The following is an 18,207-nucleotide window of genomic DNA, read 5'->3' on the forward strand; positions in this document are numbered from 1 at the left end:
ACCCTCCACAACCATGTACATCGCAATTGCAGGCAACATTGGCTCCGGCAAATCCACCCTGACCGGGCTGCTGGCACAGCGCTATGGGCTGTTGCCGGTGTACGAAGCAGTGGACGAAAACCCCTACCTGGCCGACTTTTACGCCGACATGGGGCGCTGGGCTTTCCAGTCGCAGGTGTTTTTCCTGGCCAAGCGGCTCAGGCAGCACCTCGAGCAGATCAACCCTGCCCAGCACGTGGTGCAGGATCGCACCATCTTCGAGGACGCCTTTATCTTCGCTCAAAACCTGTGGCTCGAGGGCCACCTCTCGGAGCGGGACTGGCAGACCTACCTGGCCCTCTACGACGGCATTGCACCCGCGTTGCGCAAACCCGACCTGCTGATTTATGTGCGGGCCTCGCTCGAGACCCTGCAGGCCCACATCGCCCGCCGGGGGCGCGACTACGAGCAGCGCATTCCCCAAGAATACCTGGCTTCGCTCAACCGGCTCTACGAAGCCTGGATTGGGGCCTACGACCTCTCGCCGGTACTGGTGATTTCCAGCGACAGCGTCAACTACGCCGACGACGAAGAAACCCGCGAGCTCATGTATCGCATGCTGGAAGCCTACGGCCTGAGCACGCCGTTGGTCTAATCCGCCGCCACACCCACCTTCTGCCGGATCTCGGGAATGCGGGCCAGGAAGTGCCCGGTAGGGCTGCTGGCCTGGGCCACCTCCTCGGGAGTGCCTTCGGCCACGATCTGGCCGCCCCTGGCCCCGCCCTCGGGGCCCAAGTCAATCACCCAGTCGGCGGTCTTGACCACATCCATGTTGTGCTCAATCACCACTACAGTATTGCCACCGTCTACCAGCCGGTGCAACACGTGCAGCAGCTTGGCGGTATCCTCGAAGTGCAGGCCGGTGGTGGGCTCGTCTAGGATGTAGAGGGTGCGTCCGGTGGAACGGCGGCCCAGCTCGGTGGAGAGCTTGATGCGTTGGGCCTCGCCGCCCGAGAGGGTGGGCGAAGGCTGGCCCAGCTTCATGTAGCCCAGCCCCACATCCACCATCAGCTGCAGTTTGCGGGCAATGGTGGGGATGTTCTCGAAGAAACTCAGGGCCTCCTCCACCGTCATGTCCAGCACATCGGCGATGTTCTTGCCCCGTAGCTTGACCTCGAGGGTCTCTTTGTTGTAGCGCTTGCCCTTGCAGACCTCGCACTGCACGTAAAGGTCGGGCAAAAAGAGCATCTCAATCTTCTTGGTGCCATCGCCACCGCAGGCCTCGCAGCGCCCCCCCTTGACGTTGAAGCTGAAGCGCCCGGCCTCGTAGCCGCGCTTGCGGGCTTCGGGGGTCTTGGCGAAGAGGTCGCGGATTTCGTCGAAGATGCCGGTGTAGGTGGCCGGGTTGGAGCGGGGGGTGCGTCCGATGGGCGACTGGTCAATCTCGATGACCTTGTCGAGGTGCTCGAGGCCCTCAAGGCCCTCGAAACGTCCGGGTATGGTTTTGGCCCGCATCAGATCCCGGGCCAGCGCTGCGTAGAGGATGTCGTGCACCAGTGTGGACTTACCCGATCCCGAGGGCCCCGTGATGGCCACAAGCTTACCCAGGGGAATTTTTAGGGTCACCCCTTTCAGGTTGTGTTCGCGCGCCCCCTTGACCACCAGCCACTTGCCGTTGCCCTTTCGGCGGGCTTTGGGTACTGCAATGTGCTTGCTACCGCGCAGGTACGCCCCGGTCAGGCTATTTGGATGAGCTAGGATATCCTCGAGCTTCCCCTCTGCCACCACCTCGCCCCCGTGCACCCCAGCCCCCGGCCCCATGTCCACAATCCAGTCGGCCTCGCGCATGGTCTCTTCGTCGTGTTCCACCACCAGCAAGGTGTTGCCCAGGTCGCGCAGCTTTTTGAGGGTGGTCAGGAGGCGCTGGTTGTCGCGGGGGTGCAAGCCAATGGAAGGCTCATCCAGCACGTACAGCACCCCAGTCAGGCCCGAGCCTACCTGGGTGGCCAGCCGGATGCGCTGGGCCTCGCCGCCCGAAAGGGTGTTGGCCGCACGGTCGAGGGTCAGGTAGTCCAGGCCCACATCCTCCAAAAAGCCCAGTCGGCTGTGGATCTCGCGCCAGATGGGTGCGGCTACCTGCATCTGAAACTCGTTCAAGTTGCGGTACTCGGCTGGCTCGGCCAGGCCCTCGAGGGGAATATGGAATGCCTGGAGCTGCGCCCCCACCTCGAGCAGATTGTTATGGGCCACGGCCTGAAAAAACTGCTTGGCCTCGCGCACCGGTAGGTTGGAGACCTCGGCGATGTTGAACGGCCCCACCCGCACCGAGAGCACCTCGCGCTTGTAGCGGGTGCCTCCGCAGGCCGGACAGGCCTTGAGGGTCATGTAGGCCTCGAGGGCCTCCCGCAAACTCTCTGACTCGGTCTCGCGGTATCGGTTTTCCAGCCAGGGAATCACCCCCTCGTAGCTGACCATAAAGCGCATAGTCTCCCGCCCGTTGCGCCGGAAGACCACCTCGAAAGGCTGTGGCAGGCCGTACAGCACCGCCCGCTGGGCCTCCGGCGCGAGCTGCCTGAACGGGGTCTTCATGTCGAAGCCAAGGTACTCCGAAAGCGCCCGCAGCCGATCCCACAGGTAGCCCTTGCCATTGTCACGACCTTTGCTCCAGGGGAGAATGGCCCCCTCCGCCAGCGACAGCTCGGGGTTGACTACCAGCTCCTCATCGAAAACCTGGTTGTAGCCCAGGCCGGAGCAGTCCGGGCAGGCCCCGTAGGGGGCATTGAAGGAAAAGATGCGGGGCTCCAACTCCTCGAGCACGCTCCCGTGCTCCGGGCAGGCAAACTTCTCCGAGAAAAGCTCCTCCTTGCCGCTGTCGGGGTACAGGACGCGCATTAGCCCTTCGCCGCGCAAGAGCGCCAGCTCCACCGACTCGGCAATGCGCGCACGCTCCTCCGGCTTCAAGACCACCCGATCCACCACCAGGTCAATGTCGTGCTTCTCGTATTTTTCCAGCTTGAGGCCCAGGGCCTCCTCGAGGGTATAGATGACCCCATCCACCCGCACGCGGGCATAGCCTTCTTTCTGGAGCTGCTGGAAATCCTTGCGGTACTCCCCCTTGCGCCCCCGCACCACCGGAGCCATCAGGATGGCCCTGGTGCCCTCGGGCTGCTTGAACAACCGATCGGTAATCTCCGAGGCCGACTGCCGCTCGATGGGCCGCCCACAGTGGGGGCAGTAGGCCGTGCCCACCCGCGCAAACAGGAGGCGCAAGTAGTCGTGCACCTCGGTGACCGTGCCCACCGTGGAGCGGGGGTTGTGCGAGGTAGTTTTCTGATCTATGGAGATGGCCGGCGAAAGCCCCTCGATGCTCTCCACATCGGGCTTTTCCATCACCCCCAAAAACTGCCGCGCATACGAAGACAAGGACTCCACATACCGCCGCTGCCCCTCGGCGTAAATGGTGTCGAAGGCCAGGGTGCTCTTGCCCGAGCCCGAGACCCCCGTAATGACGATGAACTGCCCGCGGGGCAGTTCAACGGTAATGTTCTTCAGGTTGTGCTCTTTGGCACCACGGACGATAATCTTGTCCATCCGCGGAGTATAACACCTGCGCTGGGGTTATGTAAATAACATACGCTACACCGCATAAATGGTGTATGATACGAAGTTTGGCCCCAAACCAAGAGAGCCCACCGGGCTTTATCGCACCACCAGGTCGGCCACCCAGACGATCTCGCAGGCCCCGTTGCCGGTGTCGTAGCGCACGGTGGAGGTGTTCCAGTAAAAGCCGTTGGGGCCGCTCACATTGACCAGAAAACCCTTGATGCGAACGATGTGGCCGGGCTTGAGGCGCTTCAGGCGTAGCTCAATGTTGGGGTTGCCTGGAATCAGGTGCATGTTAGCGCTGCTGAGAATCATCTCTTCCAGCGGGATGGGTGGCTCACGTAACCAGGTGTAAAAGTAGAAGCGATCCGACTGCCAGATGCGCAGCTTGCTGATCACCACAGTATCGGACATCCGCCCCCAGCCTAAAGCCAGGTCTACCGGCGAGATGGCTGAGGCAGCATCGTAACGGTAGAGACGCTTGGAAAGCACACGGGCCTCGAGCTCAAAATAGGCCACCGGCCTGAACCGAAAACCCGGCTTTTCCAGGCGCACCTCGCTTTCGGGGGTTAGCTGGGCCTGAAAAGGGGCATGGGGGGCCAGCACCCCCGGTGGGCGTGCTATGGGGCGGGCCTGCACCTCCCGGATGAACCAGAAGGTTCCGCCAACCAAGATCAGGAGCAACCAAACCAGCCGCACCTTTGCAGTGTAGCCAGGATGGAGCGGCAAGCTTGGTCAAAGGCCCGCTGCGAAGCCAATCACGACCCCCCACAAGCTATGGAGTCTCCCAAAGTTCGATGATTGTACCTCTGCGTTTAGTGCCCCAGGCGCAGGGAGCGCCATGAAAAGGTCGCTGTACACAAAATTTTTGGACTGTCGGCAGTGCCAGGGGTCAGATTTCGTCCTTGGCCAGGTCGTTGAAGCGCACGTGCTGGGCGTGGAATTGCAGCTCTACCGTGCCGGTGGGGCCGTTGCGCTGTTTGCCCACAATTATTTCTGCGATGCCCGCCTTCTCGGAGTGGGGGTTGTAGTAGTCATCGCGGTAGATAAACATCACCAGGTCGGCATCTTGCTCAATTGATCCCGATTCCCTCAGGTCGGAGAGCATGGGTCGCTTGTTGGGGCGCGACTCCACCGCCCGCGAAAGCTGCGAAAGCGCGATTACCGGGACATTCAGCTCGCGGGCCAGGCCCTTGAGGCCACGGGAAATCTGGGCGATCTCCTGCTGGCGGTTCTCGCCGCCGTTTTTGCTTCCTCCGGGGCCAGACATCAACTGCAAGTAGTCAATCACAATCAGGCTTAGCTTATGCTGGGTGTGCAGGCGACGGGCACGAGCCCTGAGTTCCATCAAGGTCATGTCGGAGGTGTCGTCAATCAGGATGGCGGCCTCGGAGATGCGGCCCGCCACATCTACTAAGCGGGAAAAGTCGCGGTCGGTGAGCTGTCCCTGGCGCAGCCGGTTCATGTCAATGCGGGCCTCGGAACAGAGCATCCGGGTAACCAGCTGCACCGCTGGCATCTCCAGCGAGAAGATGGCCACCCCGGCCCCCTCGCCCCGCAAGGCCACGTTTTGCGCGATGGTAAGAGCAAAGCTGGTCTTACCCATACTGGGTCGGGCGGCAATGATGTTGAGTGAGCCGCTGGTAAGACCGCCAATCATAGCATCGAGCTCGCGGAAGCCAGTCCTGACCCCATCAACCTGGCCCTTGTTCTCGTAGAGCAGCTGGATGTGCTCGAAGGTTTCATGAACAAGCTCCTTCATGCTCTGGAACTCAGACCTGGCCCCCTGGGTAGAGACCTCGAGCACCTTGCGCCCAGCCGTGTCGAGGATGTCCTCGAGGCTCCCTTCTTCGTCATAGGCCATCTTCATGGCCTCACCCGCAGCAGCTATCAGCTTGCGCAAGGTCCACTTCTCGGCCACAATGCGCCCGTAGTAGTCGGCATAAGCGGCCGTAGGGGTGTGTTCCGAAAGGCCCACCAGGTACGAAAGCCCCCCCACGTTCTCGAGTTCGCCGTTCTGGCGCAACTCCTCCGAGAGCGTTACCAGATCCACCGGGTCGCGCCGGGCCCGCAGCGCCACCATGGCTTCCCAAATTTTGCGATGGGCTTCTTTGTAAAAGGCATCGGCGGCCAGCAAGCCCTCGAGCCGATCCAAAACCTCGCTGTCCAGCAGCACCGAGCCCAGCACGCTGGCCTCGGCATCCAAGTTGTGGGGCGGAACACGGCCCTCGAGCGGTGTGGTTGCCATTGCAATTCTCCTAAAGCAAAACCCTATTCAGCGAGTTTCTACTCTATTCAATTCGCAGAGGTTTGGCAAAGGCTCCTTAACTAGGCCGATTACAAGGGCTTGGCTCCCCTGGAGTTCCTGGCTAAACTACAGGCGGAGTCGGTTCCCCAAGAGTCTCAGATGGGTTGACCGATTACACTTGCCAAGTCGGTCAAGCTCTGTTATATTCTTACCTGCTACCGGCGCATCGGTCCGCGATAGCTCAGCTGGTAGAGCGCTCGACTGTTAATCGAGTGGTCGCAGGTTCGAGCCCTGCTCGCGGAGCCAGAAAACCCAGGGAAACCTGGGTTTTTTTATTTTCGCACACACTCGGCCTCCCGCAGGCACAACCTCCCCCCGCCCAAACAGCAAAAGAGGGGGCATGGCCCCCTCTCGTTCAAGCCTCAGCGCCTATCGGCGCAACTCAAAGTAGGTCTCGGCCAGGGGAATGCCCGCGTAGGAGACCGTGGTCTTGTACTGGCCGGTGCCCCAGCTGGAGCCGGTCTTGAGGTTGAAGATGTAGTGCCCACTGTCGGGGTCGTAGCGCCAGGCCGTGGAACCGGCGCTGAAGTCATCCGAGGTGGTTTGTTCGTAGGTTTCGGTGGCAGCGCCCGTGTTGACGAGCTTCAGCCGCAGGCCAGCAGCCAGGTCGGTGGCGGGGGTGCCATCCGCGTAGCGGGGCGGATAGAACTTGTGGGGGATGGTGGAGCCGCGCTTGTGGGCGCTGTAAGGCGCGACCTCCCGCAGCGGCGGCAGGAACCCTACCCCACTGGTATTCAGGCCCACAAACACGTTAAACGAGACCGGCGCGCTGGTGTTGGGGCTGGGATAGGCCGAGGAGTCGGTGGCCGTGCAGCTTACGGTGGTCAGGCTTCCAATGGCTAGCGTGCTGCCGTCGGCCGGAGTGCACTGGATGCTTACCAGAGGCGAGACATTGTTCACGTCGGTGGCCGTAATGCCCAGCCCCGCAATGTCCAGCACCGCGCCGTGGATGTTGGCCGCAATCAGGTTGACCTGGCCGGTGGGCACCCCCGAGAACACCGGAGGGGTGGTGTCTTGTACATTCACCTTAAAGCTGCCGCTGGCCGAAAGCCCACTCGAGTCGGTTACGGAGCAGTTCACCGTGGTCTGGCCCAGCGGGAAGGTGCTGCCGCTGGCAGGGGTACAACTCACCACGCTGCTCAGGTCGCCATCCTGCTGGTCGGTGGCGGTAACGACATAGTTCACTACGGCCCCTGCACTGCTGGTGGCTTCGGCGGTGATGTCGGCGGGTAAGGTTAGCGATGGCGGGGTGTTGGGTGCGGCGCAGGCGCTGAAGGCCACGTGGATGGTGACATTACCACCCGAAGTATTCAAGGCCGCCGGCGCGCTGGTACTCACGTTGAAGGGCACAATGGTGAAACTGCTGGTTCCTGTACCGCCACCGCTGGTATTCCTCAGGGTAACCGTAACGGCCCTGGTAGTGGGCGAATCGGTCGCCGCTCGAGCGGGCACGTGGACGGTAACCGGAGCCGAGCCCGCCCAGGCCGTTCCGTTATATGTCCAGACCGTATTAACCTGGAAGCTCGCAGGGTTTGCCTGCCTCCCGGTAATCGTGTACGTGATGGTTACGGTCTCGTCGGGGAAGGTGGTGCAGTTCTGGCCGTTGAGGCTCACCGGCGTGGTGCTGGAGCCACCCAGGCTGGCGCTTGCCGCGAGGTCGGACAGGGGGCGCACCCCTGGGGCCCGTAGGGCAGGGGCCGGGGCGGGAATCCCTTCGGTAACAACGAGTTCGGTGGGGCCGGCCTCGAGGGCGGGTTGGCTATTGCAGGCGACCAAAATACCCACTGCGCCTACAAGGAGACCAAGGCGCTGGACTACCAACTTCCAATCCATACTATCCTCCTGAGGTATGTCCTCATTGGCATAAAAACACAGCGTGGTAAACCCGAGATTAACACGTTACTCACGTTACGCTTAAGATACGCACATCTGTTGCTGAGCAAAGGTTCGAAAATTTGCTCAAAACTCAAAACTATTAGTTATTTAGAATGTATTCAGTGTAACGCTACATCGTTAAGCCAAGACCGCTCTTTTGTAACAGAACAAGCGAAAAGTGCGCCTATGTAGCACTTCACTTGAAAGCCCCTTTGTGGGGGCATCTACTCAGCTACCGTGTAATTCTGGAGCAGTGCTCTACTGGTCACAAACGCCCAGCCTCGATGATGCTCGCCAAAAACTGCTGGGTGCGTTCGTGCTGGGGGTGGGTAAAAATCTGCTCGGGGGGGCCTTCCTCGTGCACCACCCCCCCGTACATGAAGCAGACCTTGCTGGCTACCTCCCTGGCAAAGCCCATCTCGTGGGTGGCCAGAATCATGGTCATGCCCTCTTTGGCCAGCTCGCGCAAGAGGTTCAGCACCTCCGAGACCAGCTCGGGGTCGAGGGCCGAGGTGATCTCGTCCAGCAGTAAAAGCATGGGTTCCATGGCCAGGGCCCGCACAATGGCAACGCGCTGCTGCTGTCCCCCGGAAAGCTGGTCGGGGTAGGCCTGGGCCTTGTGCTCGAGGCCAATCCGCTTCAACAGGGCCAGGGCTTTGGCCTGGGCTTCGGCCTCGGGCATCCGCAGCACCTGGGTGGGGGCCAGGGTGATGTTCTGCAGCACGGTCATGTGGGGGAACAGGTTGAAGCTTTGAAACACGATCCCCACATCGCGCCTAAGCGCGTTCAGGTCTACCCCAGGCCCGGTAATGCGGTCGCCGTGGAGGCGAATCTCGCCCTCTTGAATTTCCTCGAGGCCATTGATGCAGCGCAAGAGCGTAGACTTGCCGCAGCCCGAAGGCCCGATCAAGCAGACCACCTGGTGCTCCTCCACGCTCAGGTTAATGCCCCGCAGCACCTCGTTGGAGCCAAAGCGCTTGTGCACGTTGCGGATTTCCAAAAAGCTCATAGGTTTTCTCCCTGGGCCGGTAGACTACCCGGCTACGAACCCTGCCGGAAGCGGGCCCGGTCGCGCTCCACCAGCCGATCCACCAGGCGGGTCTGGGGGATGGTAATCAGGATAAAAAGAATGGCTACGGTGGTCACGGCGGACAGGTTGAAATCGTTGGAGGCGATGATGCGGGCCTGGTTGAAGGCATCAATCACCCCCACCACGTTCACCAGGGCGGTGTCTTTTTGCATCCCGATGAAGTTGTTGAGCAAGGGCGGGATGATGCGCCGCACCGCCTGGGGCACCACCACAAAACGCAGGGTCTGGCCATAGGAAAGGCCCAGGCTGCGGGCTGCGGCCCACTGGCTGGGGTGGATGCTCTCGAGGCCGGCCCGGTAGACCTCGGCCATGTAGGCCCCGTAGGTCAGGGTCAGGGCCAGCACCGCCAGGGCCTCTAAGGGCAGGTTGCGGAAAAAGCCGATGCCGGTCAGGGGCAGACCAAAGCCGATCAGATAGATCACGATGATGGAGGGCAGGCTCAGAAAGGCATCGGTATAGAAGGTGGCAATAAAGCGGATGGGCTGGGCCGGTTTGCCCGGCAGGAGCTTGGCGATGGCCACCACCAGGCCCCAGACCAGGGAAAGCACCCCGGCGAACAAGAAGATGAGCACGTTGACCCCAAAGGCCTGCAGGATGAGGCCAAAGGAGTTGCGGATGAGCTCGAGCTGAAAAAAAGTTCGCCCCACGGCCACGTTGTTGGCGATAAAAAACAACACCAACAGCAAAAACAACACCAGCGCCCCTGCATAGCCCAGGGTAAACCAGGCCCAGGTGTGGGCTTCCGCGCTGTGTACCCTGGCTAAAACCAGGTTTTCGCTCTGCAGGGCCCGCCGGGCCGCCCGGGCCTGCGCAAGGCTGCGGGTCGCCACCAGCAGCAGCCCCAGGGGCATTAGCGCAACCAGTACCAGCAAGGCATCGGCCCAAAGCGCCTGGAAGTTGTTGGCGGTCATGGTCTTTTTCACCGCCCACATTACCCAGCCCGTAGCCAGCAGCAACATAACAGCCAGGAACAGGGCCAGTAAGGCGAAACCAGAGCCGTCCCTGGGTGGGATGGGCTTGCGTCGCCGCACCTCTTTATGGTTCATCTCAGCCATGAATAAGTGATTTTACCCCCAAAAATTGAAAGCGCCTCCATACGCGCCCTGCTAGGAGATTCAAACACCCCTCAATCAAGGGGCACAATCAAAGATACTCCGAGGGCTTGCACCCCCGGAGTTCGCTTGTTCCGCACAGGAGCGTGCCGGTTTTGCCAGGCTCGGCTTTGTAGCTCTCGGACAACGAGAAGTTGTTTCCGAAAAACGCTCTAAACCAGCTCAACCACGGCCAGTTGCGTACCATCACCCCGGCGACGCTCGGCCAGCTTGAGCACGCGGGTATAGCCACCCGGACGGTCGGCATATTTGGGGGCAATTTCCTCGAAAAGCTTGTTTACCAGCTCGGGGTCGTGCAGGTCGCGCAACAGCAAGCGGCGCAGGTGGTTGCGCCGGGCGTAGGCCGCCAGCTCTTCCGGGGTAGCCATGCGCTCGCCTTCTTTGAGGGGGAGCTCCTGGCCGTTTTTATCCCTGCGCTTGGTAAAGCGAACACCTTCGGGCACGGTCAGGGTAGGCGCTTTCTTGGCGGTGGTAATCAGGCTATCCAGGTAGCCCGCAAGCTCCTTGGCTTTAGGAATGGTGGTTACGATTCGGCCATTCTCCGAAAGCAGCAGGCTTTTGGCAAGGTTGCGGAACAGGGCCACGCGGTGCGAGGAGTTCCGATTGAGTTTTCTTCCAGCTTTCTGGTGACGCATGAATCTCTCCTTAGGAGAGGTCTCAGGTCGTAGGTCTCAGGTCTATGGGTCTTGTTGAACCTGCGACTTTCGACTTGCGACCTGCGACCTCAGTCTTTCATTACCAGCCCGTGTTGGGCCAGGCAGTCTTTGATTTCCTGTAGGCTGCGGTCGCCAATGCCCGGAACTCGCTTGAGTTCCTTCTCTGATAGGGCCAGCAGACTTTCTACGCTCTCGATACCCTCTTCTTTGAGGTTGTGCAAAACGCGGGTGGTCAGGCCCAGGTCATCCAGGGTCAGACCAACCCCTTTGGCTGGTGCTGCTGCAGGGGGCGTAGGCGCAGGGGCCGCTGGCGTGGGCGCAGGGGTGCTCTTGGGCTCCACCCGCATGACCGGCGACTGGTCGAAGAAGCCCAGTTGCTCGCGCAGGATGGCTACCGCTTGTTGCAGCACGTCCATGGGCGAAACCGCACCATTGGTCCAGATACGCAGGGTTAGCTTGTCCAGGTCGGTACGCTGGCCCAGGCGGGTATCCTCGACCTGGTAGGCCACCCGGCGCACGGGCGAGTAGAGGGCATCTACCGGGATCGAGGAAATGCGGTCTTTGATACCGTGCTTTTCCGCCGGAACATAGCCCACACCTTCATCTACCCGAATTTCCATTACCAGCTTGCCCTTGTCTTCCAGGGTAGCGATGTACTGGTCGGGGTTGACAATTTCCGCATCGGGGGGGCACTCGAGGTCCCGGGCGTAAATCACCTTGGGACCGCTGGCGCGCAGGGTAAGGGTCTTGGGACCCGTACCGGGGTTGGCAAAGCGTACCACGAGCTCTTTGAGGTTGAGGATAAGCTGGATGGCATCTTCCTTTACCCCTGGAATGGTAGAGAACTCGTGCAGCACATCTTCGATGTAGACGCTAGTAACTGCTGTACCGGGAATCGAGGAGAGCAAAATTCGGCGCAAGGGGTTACCCAGGGTTACGCCGAAACCCCGCTCGAGGGGCTCGAGCACAAACTCACCGTAATTGCCGTCAATGCGGGCGTTAAAAACGGGGGCTTTGGTCTTGGTGGTTTCCAAAATTACCTCCTCCGGAGGTGCTAGTAGCTGATAGCTAATGGCTCTTAGCGGTTTTGCTATCGGCTATCGGCTATCGGCTATGAGCCACGGACTATCGGGAATAGAACTCGATCACAAGCTGCTCGTTCACCGGCAACGAGAGCATTTCCCGCTCTGGAACGCGCAAGAAGCGCCCGGTCATGGTGTCGGCGTTGAACTCCAGCCAGGGGAAGCTCTTGCGGTTCTTGAAGCGCTCAACGTTTTGCACGATGAAGTCAATCTTCTTGGCCTTCTCCGAGACCTTGATTTCGTCCCCCTGGCGCAAACGATAGCCGGGAATGTTCACCCGCTTGCCGTTGACCAAAATGTGCCCGTGCCGCACGAACTGCCGGGCTTGGCGGCGGGTAGAGGCGATGCCCATACGGAAAACCACGTTATCCAGACGGCTCTCGAGCAACTGCAGGAACACCGTACCGGTCACGCCCTTCTTGCGGCTGGCTTCCTCGAAGAGGTTGCGGAACTGGGTTTCCGACACATCGTAGATGAAGCGCAGCTTTTGCTTCTCGCGCAAGCGCACGGCAAAGTCGGAGGGGCGGCCCCGGCGCTTCTGGCCGTGCTGGCCCGGCGCATAGGGACGGCGATCCAGGTACTTTTGAACTTTTTCAGTCTCGGCTACGTTCACCCCAAGGTGACGTGCCACTTTTACGATTGGCCCTCTATAACGACCCATTCTCTTCTCCTCCATCGGCCAGAAAGGCTTTTCATAGCTTTCCCAACCGGGTTCCCAGGATCTGGGGGGTGAAGCAGGGAACCAAAGTTTCACCCCAGCAAACGAACTAAACGGTCTTACGGAACTTTTTACGAGGACGGCAGCCGTTGTGCGGCGTGGGGGTGTCGTCCACAATGGAGCGCACCTGAAGCCCGCTGGCTTGCAGTGCCCGGATGGCCTGTTCGCGGCCCGCGCCGGTTCCCCGCACCACCACCTCCACGCTGTTCATCCCAAAGCCCTGGGCTTTTTTGGCCGCATCCATGGCCGCTAGCTGGGCGGCATAGGGCGTGCCCTTGCGGCTGCCTTTATAGCCAATCACCCCACCTGACGACCAGGTAACGGGATGCCCATTGGTATCGGTGATGGTCACGATGGTGTTGTTGTAGGAGGCGTGAATATACGCCTTGCCCATCGTAACCTGACGTTTGACTTTTTTCTTGCGACTAGTTGCAGACTTTTTCTCGGCCATACTCTCCTCGCATTTGCCCCACGGTAAATTAGGGGTGGAGCCCTATCAGGAGTCTCAACTGGCGTGTACACAATGCGCGGTTGCGCATCTACGTTCCAGCTTTGTTCGGTAGTGTAAAAATCACTGGAGCCACTACCCAAGCCCCAGGAGCCCTTATTTGCGGGGCGCCTTCTTCTTGCCGGCCACAGTCTTGCGGGGACCTTTGCGGGTGCGGGCATTGGTGCGGGTACGCTGTCCACGTACGGGCAGCCCACGGCGGTGCCGCAGTCCGCGGTAGCAACCAATGTCCATCAAGCGCTTGATGTTGCTTGCCACTTCGGCGCGCAGTTCACCCTCGAGCTTGTAGGTGTTTTCCACAAACTCACGCAAACGGGCTACTTCGGCCTCGGTCAGGTCTTTGACACGGGTAGCCGGATTAACGTTGGTGGCAGCCAGAGCTTCTTTCGCGCGGGCGGGGCCCACCCCATACACGTAAGTCAGGGCAATGTCCACACGCTTATTCCGGGGGATTTCTACACCAGAAATACGAGCCATTCATTCACCTCCTTTCTACGGTCAACCTTGACGCTGCTTGTGGGTGGGGTCTTCGCAAATCACGTAGACGCGACCGTGCCGTTTGATGACCTTGCACTTGTCGCACATCTTCTTGACCGAGGTACGCACTTTCATGGTTTCTCCTTAAGAAAAAGGGATTTTGAGCCTTGTGTCAGACCAGGAACGCTCGCCAGATGGTCACCTTCTGTAAACTATCCGGCCCCGGCTGGGGTCGTAGGGGGTAATTTCAACCACCACCCGATCACCGGGCAGAATACGGATGTAGTTCATCCGCATCTTGCCAGAGATGTAGCAGAGGATTTCAGGACCGTTATCAAGCTGAACCCGGAAAGTAGTGTTGGGCAGAGCCTCACTAACGACTCCTTCGGCGCGAATTGTATCTTTTTCCTTGGCCAAGCATCTCCTCCTAGCGCGAATCCTGGCTACTGTTCCACCGGCACAGCTTTCTGGCTCCCCGTCAAGAGGCGAGGGCCAGAATCGGTAATCAGCACCGTGTTTTCGTAGTGGGCCGCCAGGTTGCCTTTACCAACCGTGGCCGTCCAACCATCCGCCAATATTACCATCTTGGCGGGGTATAAAGCAACCATTGGCTCAAGCGCCAGGGTCATGCCGGGGCGCAGCTTGGGACCCTTACCGGGTTCGCCATAGTTGGGCACCTGGGGGTCTTCGTGAAGCTCACGTCCCACGCCATGCCCCACCATCTCCCGAATGCACCAAAGCCCGTGCCGCCGTTCGACAAAATCCTGCACCGCTGACGCCACATCGCCAATGCGCTTGCCCGGTTGCAACAGTTCAAAACCCACCCAGAAGGCCTCTTCGGTAACGCGCATCAGGCGCTCGGCCTCGGGCGAGACCTTGCCGATGGCGTAGGTTCGGGCCATGTCGGTGGTATAGCCCTCGTAGGTAAAGAGAAAATCTATCTTCAAGAGTTCCCCTTCCCGCAAAGGGCGTTTGGAAGGAAAGCCATGCACCACCACATCGTCGATGGACATGCAGGTCGCGCTGGGGAAGGGCACCGTACCGCCCGCACGGTAACCGATCTGTGGCGCCTGACCACCCACCCTTTCAATCGCTCGAAGGATCATCTGGTCGAGCTCGAGGGTACTCACCCCAGGGCGGATATGGGGCTCCACCTCGGCAAAAATGGCGGTATGAAGCTGACCTGTTTTGGTCATCTTCTCAATTTCCCAGGGCGATTTTATGTGGATAGCCATATGAGATTCCCCAGCAAAACAGCCCTAAGGCTTAAGAGGCCCGAACGCCGAGCGCCTCCTGAATAGCCTGGTACACCTCGTCCACCCTGCCCAACCCGTTGATTTCCTTGAGATATCCGGTCTTTTGGTAGTAGTCCACCAGAGGCTGGGTTTTCTGGCGGTACTCCACCATGCGGGCCCGAATGGTGTTTTCGTTATCGTCCGAACGGCCCTCTTCCAGGGCCCGCCCCAAAAGCCTGCGAACCAGCTCTTCTTCCGGCGCCGTTACAAGCAGCACACCCAGGAGGCGAATCTTGCGTTCGGCCAGCAATCGGTCGAGGGCCTCAGCCTGAGCTAGGGTACGGGGAAACCCGTCAAAAATGACCCTGGGGTCAGACATTTCGGCCAGCTCTTCAGCAATCAGGCCCAGAATAATCTCGTCAGGCACTAGCTTTCCAGCCTCCATCAAAGGCTTGGCTTGCTGCCCCAGTTCGGTACCTCTGGCCACGTGACTACGGAGGATATCACCTGTAGATAGCTGGCGAAACCCCATCTCATTCGCCAAGCGCTTGGCCTGGGTACCCTTGCCCGCCCCCGGGGGGCCCAAAAAAATCACCGCCTCTGCCACCACCAACCTCCTTATCGCGGCTCACTATTGAAGACCGCTCTATACCGGATTCGACAGGATCATCTTCGGCTCACAGGCCAGCATCAGCGCGTGCGACCCCGCAGGCGCCCCTTGGACAAAAAGCCCTCGTAGTTGCGCATCTGCAGCTGAGCCTCGATCTGGCGCAAGGTATCTAAGGCCACGCCCACCACAATCAGCAAGCTGATGCCCGAAAAGTGGAAGGCCAGGGTGGTCACCCCCGTTACGCTTTGCATAATGGTGGGCAAAGCCGCCACAACGCCCAGGAAGATGGCGCCCCACAGGGTCAATCGGGAGACAATGTGCTCCAAGAACTTTACCGTGGGTTCGCCTGGGCGAATACCCGGAATAAACCCGCCATACTCGCGCAGGTTTTCCGAGATGCGGCGGGGGTCAAACTGCACCGCCGTGTACACGTAGGTAAAGCCAATAATCAGCAGCACCTCGATCAGCAAGCCAGGGAAGCGGTTGGGGGTAAAGAAATTGGCAATGGCCTGAGCCACCGTGGAATCGGGGAAGACCCCGGTAATAAAGAGCGGAAGCTGAAGCAACGCTGCCGCGAAAATAATGGGGATAACCCCAGCCGCGTTGAGCTTGATGGGGATATAGGTGGCCTGACCACCAAACATTTTCCGGCCCACCTGCTTGCGGGCATATTGTACCGGAATACGGCGTTCTGCCTGCTGGACAGCCGCCATTACACCGAAAGCCAGTACAATAAAGGCCAAAAAGATCAGTAGCGCAATCAGGTTAACCTCACCAGTACGCACCAGACCAAAGGTGCGGCCCAGTTGCGGCAACCAAGAGGCCACGATGCCCGCAAAAATCACCATACTGGTACCGTTACCGATACCATACTCGGTAATACGCTCGGCCATCCACAGCAGCAACGCGATGCCGGCAATCTGGGTAATTACCACCACAAAGTAGAAGAAGAAACCAGGCTCCCAGCCAGGCAGCAGGAAAGCCCCGTTGTTGGAGCCCAGGAATGCCGTGGCCAGAAATAAACCCTGCACCGCCCCCAGCGCAATACCCGCAATGCGGGTGTACTGGGTGATGATGCGGCGGCCTTCTTCGCCTTCTTTTTGCAGCTTTTCCAGGGACGGGATTACCGTTACTAGAAGCTGCATGATGATGGCAGCCGTGATGTAGGGCATTATGCCCAGGGCAAAAATCGAGAACTGCTCGAAGTTGCCGCCGGAGAACAGGTTGATGAGCCCCAGGGCACTGCCCGCCTGGGTTCCCAAAAACTCGCGGATTTTGCTGATGTCTACCCCAGGGGTAGGGATGAAGGTACCTAGCCGATACAACGCCAGCACCAAAAGCGTAAACAGGATGCGCTTACGCAGCTCAGGGATGATGATGGCGGAGCGGAAGGCCGCGAGCATCCTAGGCCCCCTCGATCACAATGGCTTCCCCACCCGCCGCTTTGAGCTTCTGGGCAGCAGCTTGGGAGAATTTGTGAGCGCGCACTTTTACTCCATTGGCGTCGCCCAAAGCCAGCACCTTGACCGGGTAACCAGGGCGTACCAGGCCGGCTTGCGCCAGCGCTTCCGGGCCAACTTCGCCGGAAGCAAAGTGCTTGGCGATTGCGCCAACATTGACCACCTGGTATTCAACCCGCTTAAGTTCGCCGTGGGAGTCGCTCTTCATGCCACGCTTGGGCAGGCGCATGATCAGGGTAGAGCGCCCGCCTTCAAAACGCGCCGGGTTTTTCAGGCCACCCGAACGGGATTTCTGGCCTTTGTGGCCCCGCCCAGCAGTCTTTCCATGACCGGAACCAGGGCCCCGACCTACGCGCTTGCGGCGCTTGTTGGCCCCTTGGTTGGGACGAATATCGGTAAGTTTCATTCCAGCACCTCCACCAGGTGAGCCACCTTGCGAATTTGGCCACGCACAGCAGGGTTATCCTGCACTTCGCGCACGCGGTTCATCTTGGTCAAACCCAGGATTTTGAGGGCTACTTTCTGGTCTTTAGGGTAGCCAATAGGGCTTTTGACCAAGCGCACCTTCAGGGTCGCCATTAGGCCACCTCCTCAGACTTGGCAGGGGTTTTGCGCAAACGTTTAACATCGTCCCAGGTTTGCAGCTGGCGCAGAGCCTCCATGGTGGCATAGGCAATGTTCACCGCGTTACGGGAACCCAGCTCCTTGGTCAGAATGTCGGTGATGCCAGCCAGCTCGAGGATCGCGCGGGGCACCTGACCCGCAATTACCCCGGTACCGGGGGCTGCCGGACGCAGCAAAATGGTGGAAGAACCCCAGGTCACGCTAATTTCGTGGGGGATGGTGCCATTGTGCAAAGGCACCTCGATCATGTCGCGCTTAGCGTAGTTGTTGGCCTTCTGTACAGCCATGGGCACTTCTTTGGCCTTGCCCAGGCCCAGGCCCACACGGCCCTGCCGGTCGCCTACGGCCACCAAAGCCCCAAAGCGGAAGCGGCGCCCCCCCTGGTAGGTTTTGGAGGTACGGCGCACGAAGATCATCTTTTCTTCAAAATCGGTTTCAGGCATATCTAACCTCGCTCGAGGCAGAAGGCTAAAAACTCCAGGCCCAGTTTTAGTGGGCTTTGGGTTTTCACCTTCGGCTTAGAACTCCAACCCACCCTCGCGGGCACCTTCAGCCAGGGCTTTTACGCGCCCGTGGTATTTGAACGCACCCCGGTCGAACACTACCTGAGAGATACCCTTGGCTTTTGCAGCCTCAGCAATGGCCTGGCCCACTTTTTTGGCCACTTCGGTCTTATTGCCCGAGAGCTTGAGGGACTTGCTCGAGGCCGCCACCAGGGTGTGTCCTTTGCTATCGTCAATGATTTGAGCGTAGATGTGCTGCAAGCTGCGGTGCACGCTCAAGCGCAAGCGGCCAGAGGCCTTTACGGCGTTGCGAACCCGGAACTTGCGGCGATCTTCGGTGGTCAAACGAGCCACAGATTCTCCTTCC

21 protein-coding genes and 1 tRNA gene are annotated in these 18,207 nt (G+C 59.8%); 2 read left to right on the top strand and 20 right to left on the bottom strand.

What is annotated here, in order from left to right:
• Positions 1–13: 13 nt before the first annotated feature.
• Positions 14–634 (top strand): deoxynucleoside kinase, encoded by a 621-nt coding sequence (locus Q355_RS0101095; RefSeq protein ID WP_027876077.1) that lies wholly within the window; start codon positions 14–16, stop codon positions 632–634.
• Here Q355_RS0101095 and uvrA read toward each other — a convergent pair.
• The 3 genes from uvrA to dnaB form a co-directional block, all read right to left on the bottom strand.
• Complete coding sequence (gene uvrA / locus Q355_RS0101100) at positions 631–3,570, bottom strand: excinuclease ABC subunit UvrA (protein WP_027876078.1); 2,940 nt, start codon at positions 3,568–3,570, stop codon at positions 631–633. The two genes, Q355_RS0101095 and uvrA, sit on opposite strands and share 4 nt — an antisense overlap.
• Before the next feature lie 108 nt (positions 3,571–3,678).
• Positions 3,679–4,281, bottom strand: a complete 603-nt coding sequence (locus Q355_RS0101105; protein WP_027876079.1) for a hypothetical protein — start codon at positions 4,279–4,281, stop codon at positions 3,679–3,681.
• Between the two features lie 193 nt (positions 4,282–4,474).
• Positions 4,475–5,830: a replicative DNA helicase gene (gene dnaB, locus Q355_RS0101110; RefSeq protein ID WP_027876080.1), complete on the bottom strand. Its 1,356-nt coding sequence runs from the start codon at positions 5,828–5,830 to the stop codon at positions 4,475–4,477.
• A 230-nt stretch (positions 5,831–6,060) separates the two neighbouring features.
• Between dnaB and Q355_RS0101115 the strand changes: the two genes are divergently transcribed.
• Positions 6,061–6,136, top strand: a tRNA-Asn gene (locus tag Q355_RS0101115).
• 123 nt (positions 6,137–6,259) lie between these two features.
• Here the strand turns inward: Q355_RS0101115 and Q355_RS15200 are convergent.
• The 17 genes from Q355_RS15200 to rplR all read right to left on the bottom strand — a co-directional run bounded on the left by Q355_RS15200 (position 6,260) and on the right by rplR (position 18,194).
• Positions 6,260–7,723 (bottom strand): HYR domain-containing protein, encoded by a 1,464-nt coding sequence (locus Q355_RS15200; RefSeq protein ID WP_036258380.1) that lies wholly within the window; start codon positions 7,721–7,723, stop codon positions 6,260–6,262.
• Positions 7,724–8,030: 307 nt separating this feature from the next.
• Positions 8,031–8,774, bottom strand: coding sequence for an amino acid ABC transporter ATP-binding protein (locus Q355_RS0101130; RefSeq protein WP_027876083.1), 744 nt, complete (start codon positions 8,772–8,774; stop codon positions 8,031–8,033).
• A 32-nt stretch (positions 8,775–8,806) separates the two neighbouring features.
• Positions 8,807–9,910, bottom strand: a complete 1,104-nt coding sequence (locus tag Q355_RS0101135) for an amino acid ABC transporter permease (RefSeq protein ID WP_027876084.1) — start codon at positions 9,908–9,910, stop codon at positions 8,807–8,809.
• Positions 9,911–10,119: 209 nt separating this feature from the next.
• Positions 10,120–10,602, bottom strand: a complete 483-nt coding sequence (locus tag Q355_RS0101140; RefSeq protein WP_027876085.1) for a bL17 family ribosomal protein — start codon at positions 10,600–10,602, stop codon at positions 10,120–10,122.
• Between the two features lie 89 nt (positions 10,603–10,691).
• Positions 10,692–11,657, bottom strand: a complete 966-nt coding sequence (locus Q355_RS0101145) for a DNA-directed RNA polymerase subunit alpha (protein WP_027876086.1) — start codon at positions 11,655–11,657, stop codon at positions 10,692–10,694.
• A gap of 91 nt (positions 11,658–11,748) precedes the next feature.
• Positions 11,749–12,366, bottom strand: a complete 618-nt coding sequence (rpsD, locus tag Q355_RS0101150) for a 30S ribosomal protein S4 (RefSeq protein ID WP_027876087.1) — start codon at positions 12,364–12,366, stop codon at positions 11,749–11,751.
• 106 nt (positions 12,367–12,472) lie between these two features.
• Positions 12,473–12,874, bottom strand: a complete 402-nt coding sequence (rpsK, locus tag Q355_RS0101155) for a 30S ribosomal protein S11 (protein ID WP_027876088.1) — start codon at positions 12,872–12,874, stop codon at positions 12,473–12,475.
• 153 nt (positions 12,875–13,027) lie between these two features.
• Positions 13,028–13,408, bottom strand: a complete 381-nt coding sequence (rpsM, locus tag Q355_RS0101160; protein WP_027876089.1) for a 30S ribosomal protein S13 — start codon at positions 13,406–13,408, stop codon at positions 13,028–13,030.
• A gap of 21 nt (positions 13,409–13,429) precedes the next feature.
• Positions 13,430–13,543: a 50S ribosomal protein L36 gene (gene rpmJ, locus Q355_RS16300; protein WP_013014843.1), complete on the bottom strand. Its 114-nt coding sequence runs from the start codon at positions 13,541–13,543 to the stop codon at positions 13,430–13,432.
• A gap of 63 nt (positions 13,544–13,606) precedes the next feature.
• On the bottom strand, positions 13,607–13,825 hold the full coding sequence (infA, locus tag Q355_RS16305) for a translation initiation factor IF-1 (protein WP_084495986.1): 219 nt from the start codon (positions 13,823–13,825) through the stop codon (positions 13,607–13,609).
• A gap of 26 nt (positions 13,826–13,851) precedes the next feature.
• Entirely contained in the window at positions 13,852–14,643 is a 792-nt protein-coding gene (map, locus tag Q355_RS0101165; protein WP_027876090.1) for a type I methionyl aminopeptidase, read from the bottom strand.
• Between the two features lie 31 nt (positions 14,644–14,674).
• Positions 14,675–15,256 carry an adenylate kinase gene (locus Q355_RS0101170; protein ID WP_211247142.1) on the bottom strand — a complete coding sequence of 194 codons (582 nt, stop codon included), beginning with the start codon at positions 15,254–15,256 and terminating at the stop codon, positions 14,675–14,677.
• 77 nt (positions 15,257–15,333) lie between these two features.
• The gene (gene secY, locus Q355_RS0101175; RefSeq protein WP_027876092.1) at positions 15,334–16,656 is read right to left on the bottom strand and encodes a preprotein translocase subunit SecY; all 1,323 of its coding nucleotides are present in this window, start codon (positions 16,654–16,656) and stop codon (positions 15,334–15,336) included.
• 1 nt (position 16,657) lies between these two features.
• On the bottom strand, positions 16,658–17,119 hold the full coding sequence (rplO, locus tag Q355_RS0101180; RefSeq protein WP_027876093.1) for a 50S ribosomal protein L15: 462 nt from the start codon (positions 17,117–17,119) through the stop codon (positions 16,658–16,660).
• A complete protein-coding gene (gene rpmD, locus Q355_RS0101185; protein WP_027876094.1) occupies positions 17,116–17,292 on the bottom strand; it encodes a 50S ribosomal protein L30 in 177 nt (58 codons plus the stop codon). Before rpmD ends, rplO begins: the two co-directional genes overlap by 4 nt.
• On the bottom strand, positions 17,292–17,780 hold the full coding sequence (gene rpsE, locus Q355_RS0101190; protein ID WP_027876095.1) for a 30S ribosomal protein S5: 489 nt from the start codon (positions 17,778–17,780) through the stop codon (positions 17,292–17,294). The genes rpmD and rpsE overlap by 1 nt, the downstream gene beginning before the upstream one ends.
• 75 nt (positions 17,781–17,855) lie before the next feature.
• Positions 17,856–18,194 (bottom strand): 50S ribosomal protein L18, encoded by a 339-nt coding sequence (gene rplR, locus Q355_RS0101195; RefSeq protein WP_027876096.1) that lies wholly within the window; start codon positions 18,192–18,194, stop codon positions 17,856–17,858.
• Positions 18,195–18,207: the final 13 nt, after the last annotated feature.

This window comes from Meiothermus cerbereus DSM 11376 (assembly GCF_000620065.1).
Taxonomy (GTDB): domain Bacteria; phylum Deinococcota; class Deinococci; order Deinococcales; family Thermaceae; genus Meiothermus; species Meiothermus cerbereus.